Origin of the sequence: Avibacterium endocarditidis, from assembly GCF_002921145.1 — a bacterium.
GTDB classification, from domain to species: Bacteria; Pseudomonadota; Gammaproteobacteria; order Enterobacterales; family Pasteurellaceae; genus Avibacterium; species Avibacterium endocarditidis.
Genome location: NZ_PQVI01000141.1, coordinates 1 through 3,863, shown reverse-complemented (window position 1 = coordinate 3,863; position 3,863 = coordinate 1). Strand labels below are relative to the sequence as shown.

The following is a 3,863-nucleotide window of genomic DNA, read 5'->3' as shown; positions in this document are numbered from 1 at the left end:
ATGCAAATAGAATCAATCCCTAAATAACCTCCATAAATAAAATACGATAATATGTATAAATAAAAGTTTACGATTTATTTCATAAACTATTTATCAACTTTCTTATATCTAGCTTTATTCCTTTGGAAGCCCATCCACAAACCTATGTAAATCTAGATTTCCGCTATTAATATAGTCTAGCATATTTTCTCTTATGGTCTCTTCATCTGTATATTCAGGAGAATTGATATCTTCATCTATATAGTTAATATCTTTAGATATAAAGTCTAAGTATTGTTTTTTATGTTAGGTGATGAATATAATTTTAAACATGCGTTAATGTCATTGTGGAAATATTTATCCAGCATAACTCCTTTTTCGGGAAGGCGGATTTTTTTCAATGATGATATATTGATCCAATAATTTATTGCTTTTAATTAACCTAGGAAAAGGATAAAGATTATTATAAAGATGTATATATTCATTAGTGAATAATGAGTTATTTTCATTTTATTCTTACATCAAGACAATGTAGTGTCCCTAGATATTTGAATTGTTCCAGAGCCAACTTATCATTAGAAAGTTTTTCTTTACTTGAGTGAGTAGGTTAGCCGCATTACTATTATTTATAATAAAAAATAAAAGTGTTAATAAAAGTTTTTTCCTTGTTTGGTACATTATTTTAACTCCCAAAAATAATTTTTAGCAAGAGGCTGTCCAGCCTGATTTAATATATAATGATGGTTTCCAATAGCATTACCATTATGCCATAGAGTAACATGTCCTGAAGCTTGCCAAGCAATAGGATCAATTGGAATCATCGCATAAATTCCTCTTTTAATGCCTCAATTTCGAGTAACGATAAGTAGTTTAGTGAAGAATTGGAAATTAATTTCCAAGCGAGTGTTCCATCTAGTAATGGATGCAGTGGCATAGATGGACGAGTGATATTTTTAAATTCAACAATTGCTGGGTTTGTTTCTGTGCCAATGCAAATATCACCAACTTTTAAGTTGGTTGGTATTTCACGGTTAGTGCAAGTCACATTGATCGAGATGGATTCGGTTTTTCCTAAACTTATTACCTCATCGCCTCTTACAAAAGAAATATAATGATCAAATCCTTTTTCAAATAAGGCATCTTTAGCCCTTACTTTATAATAAAGTTCGGTTCGTCCTTTAGCATATTCAATTTGATGCTCAAAGCTTTCAAAAGGTAAGTAATGACGTGTGGAAGAATGACTAGGCCCTCTAGCTTTATTTTCGTATTTTCAACATAGCTTGATACTTGATCTACTGAGAATATTTCATACCATTCAGGATGAGAATGACTTCCTTTTAGCAAATATTCATCTTTATCTCCATCGAATCTGAGCGGTTCACAACTATGCTTAAATAAATTTATTGCAGGTGTGCAATGTAGTCTAAAAGTTGATTTTCTAATTTGAACATCTGAAGACAATGGTTCAGAGAAATAGAGGTTTAATATAAATTGATTTGATTCATCAAGAGTATTTGGTAGTGGAGCGATACCATTTACGTCAAAGAACATGAAGCTTTCGGGAAAGCAGAAATATTCTTGTAAGATCCGATAACCACTGTAAGCATTTTTAGGGTAAGGTAAGAGAGCGTCTTCTTTATTAAATCCTGCAGGTGAAAAATTAAACTCAGGTAATGTTATTTTCTGGTCGTTGACAACAATCTCTGCACCTGTCAAGTAATAGCTAAACCATAGATATAGTTGCTGATTAGTGTAATCATCTGCCCCTAGATAAAAACGCAACTTATTTAAATCTAGTTCAGAGAATTTTAGTGGCGATTCACTAGAAAATACTAAGCTAATAATAGCTTGCTCGTTACTATTTAATACACTTGCATCTGAAAGAGAGAAGGGATTGAGCCAAACATCACGGCAAGTCTGAAATTGACATTGTAGTTTTTTGTCGGAGTTACCAGATGTTATAGGACGGCTTAATAACGTGGTACCTTTATTTACGACATCAAAACCTTTTGCGACTTTAGGGTTGGGAAAAAATTCAACGATAGTCATACTTGGTGTTGGGCGCAGATAATTTGGCCAGAGCATATTAATTAAACTATGAGTGAACTCTGGAAATTGATCTTCAATTTTAGCTCTTAAACTACCAGATAAAAAGGCAAAGCCTTCTAGTAATCGTTCAACATCGGGATCGGCACTTTTTTCAGATAAAAATTAGCCAAATGAGGCTTTTCATTAGCAATTTTTTTACCTAATTCACGCAGATAATCTAATTCTTGTCTAAAATATTTTTCAAGAGACATAATCACATCTTAAGTAATGTTGCTCATATCTAGATAATAACGATGATCGTTATCTAGGTGTAAATTAAAGGCAATGTCTTTGGTGTAGTCTTCAAAGGATACTGTTGCCGTGACGTAAAAAAAAATAGGGTTAGAGGTTGCTCTTCATTAGGAAATGGTGTCACATTTACCGCGATGATTCGAGGCTCAAAATTCAAAATGCATTCTTGAATGATTTGGGATATTTTTTGATAGATATCTCCTGTATTACTCGTGGCATCATTTAAGTCCATAATACCTAATTGGACCGCACTTTGTGATGTGCCTGGATGGGTATTAAGGATATTGTTAAGATTATGTTTTATTGACTCGATAAAAGTTTTGAGACCAGAATGGGAGAGAGGAGAAGGATTTACCTCCTTCCCCTGTATACGCTCAAATAAGCTAGCTGTACTATCTCGTTGCCAACTTAATAATGCCATTTTTCTATTCCTTGTCTAGACGACCAACAAGCGATAGTTCAAAGTTAGATCCCATATATTTAAAGTGTGGTCTTAATTTGATGGAAGACAAGAACCAACCTGGATCTCCCTCTACATCTGATACAGAAATAGATGCCGCTCTGAATGGACGACGACTACGAACATCTGCAGGTGGGTTTTCTTGATCAGCGACATATTGCTTGAGCCATTTATTTAACTCGGTTTGTAAATCAGTTGCTTCTTTCCAGCTACCAATTTGCTCACGTTGTAACACTTTTAAGAAATGAGCTACTCGAGTGATCATAAATGTATATGGTAATTGAGTACCTAATTTGTAGTTGGTTTCTGCTATTTTACCCTCTTTTGTATTTGGGAAAATTTTTGGTTTTTGAACAGAATTAGCAGAAAAGAATGCAGCATTATCACTACCTTTACGCATAGTTAATGCGATAAATCCTTCTTCCGCTAATTCAAATTCTCTTCTATCTGTAATAAGCACTTCTGTTGGGATCTTTGACTGAATTTGTCCCATCGCTTCATAAATATGAACTGGTAAATCATAGACCGCACCGCCACTTTGTGGGCCAATAATATTTGCACACCAACGATATTTAGCAAAACTATCCGTCAAGCAAGAAGCTAGTAAAAATGCGCTATTACCCCATAGATAGTGTTCGTGGTCTTTACTTACATCCTCTTCATAGCCAAAAGTTTTTACCGGATTGTCTGACACAGAGTAAGGTAAACGAACTAAGAAACGAGAGGCAGTTAATCCTAAACTACGAGAGTCTTCAGATTCTCGTAATGAACGCCACTTAGCATACATTGGTCCTTCAAACACTGATTTTAGATCTTTAATTGCAGGTAATTCAGTATAACTTTGAATACCAAAGAAAGCGGGGGATACGGAAGATATAAATGGGGCGTGAGCCATAGAACCTACAGCGCTCACATATTGCAAGAGTTTCATATCTGGGGATTTAGGGGTAAATTCATAGTTCCCAATCACGGCACCAATAGGTTCTCCACCAAATTGACCATAGCCAGAAGAATAAACGTGTTTATAAAAACCAGATTGAACAATTTCAGGTGCAAATTCGAAGTCATCGAGTAATTCTTCTTT

At 34.5% G+C, this 3,863-nt stretch carries 5 protein-coding genes and 1 pseudogene; all 6 read right to left on the bottom strand.

The window, feature by feature from the left end; genetic code table 11:
- Positions 1–656: 656 nt before the first annotated feature.
- Entirely contained in the window at positions 657–800 is a 144-nt protein-coding gene (locus C3Z13_RS11740) for a hypothetical protein (protein ID WP_181022054.1), read from the bottom strand.
- On the bottom strand, positions 797–1,171 hold the full coding sequence (locus C3Z13_RS13060; RefSeq protein ID WP_425427474.1) for a type VI secretion system baseplate subunit TssF: 375 nt from the start codon (positions 1,169–1,171) through the stop codon (positions 797–799). The genes C3Z13_RS11740 and C3Z13_RS13060 overlap by 4 nt, the downstream gene beginning before the upstream one ends.
- Positions 1,129–2,124 (bottom strand): annotated as a pseudogene (gene tssF / locus C3Z13_RS10385) (type VI secretion system baseplate subunit TssF); the annotation flags it as partial. The pseudogene tssF and the gene C3Z13_RS13060, both read right to left, overlap by 43 nt.
- A gap of 20 nt (positions 2,125–2,144) precedes the next feature.
- The gene (locus tag C3Z13_RS12745) at positions 2,145–2,279 is read right to left on the bottom strand and encodes a hypothetical protein (RefSeq protein WP_281258792.1); all 135 of its coding nucleotides are present in this window, start codon (positions 2,277–2,279) and stop codon (positions 2,145–2,147) included.
- A 53-nt stretch (positions 2,280–2,332) separates the two neighbouring features.
- Complete coding sequence (gene tssE / locus C3Z13_RS10380; protein WP_103855868.1) at positions 2,333–2,740, bottom strand: type VI secretion system baseplate subunit TssE; 408 nt, start codon at positions 2,738–2,740, stop codon at positions 2,333–2,335.
- Positions 2,741–2,744: 4 nt separating this feature from the next.
- Positions 2,745–3,863 (bottom strand): type VI secretion system contractile sheath large subunit (gene tssC / locus C3Z13_RS10375; RefSeq protein ID WP_103855867.1); only part of this gene is annotated, 1,119 nt, incomplete at its 5' end.

Coding starts and splice junctions, on each gene's coding strand:
- C3Z13_RS11740 (WP_181022054.1), bottom strand. CDS start 800: ATGATTCCAATTGATCCTATTGCTTGGCAAGCTTCAGGACATGTTACT.
- C3Z13_RS12745 (WP_281258792.1), bottom strand. CDS start 2,279: ATGTCTCTTGAAAAATATTTTAGACAAGAATTAGATTATCTGCGTGAA.
- tssE (WP_103855868.1), bottom strand. CDS start 2,740: ATGGCATTATTAAGTTGGCAACGAGATAGTACAGCTAGCTTATTTGAG.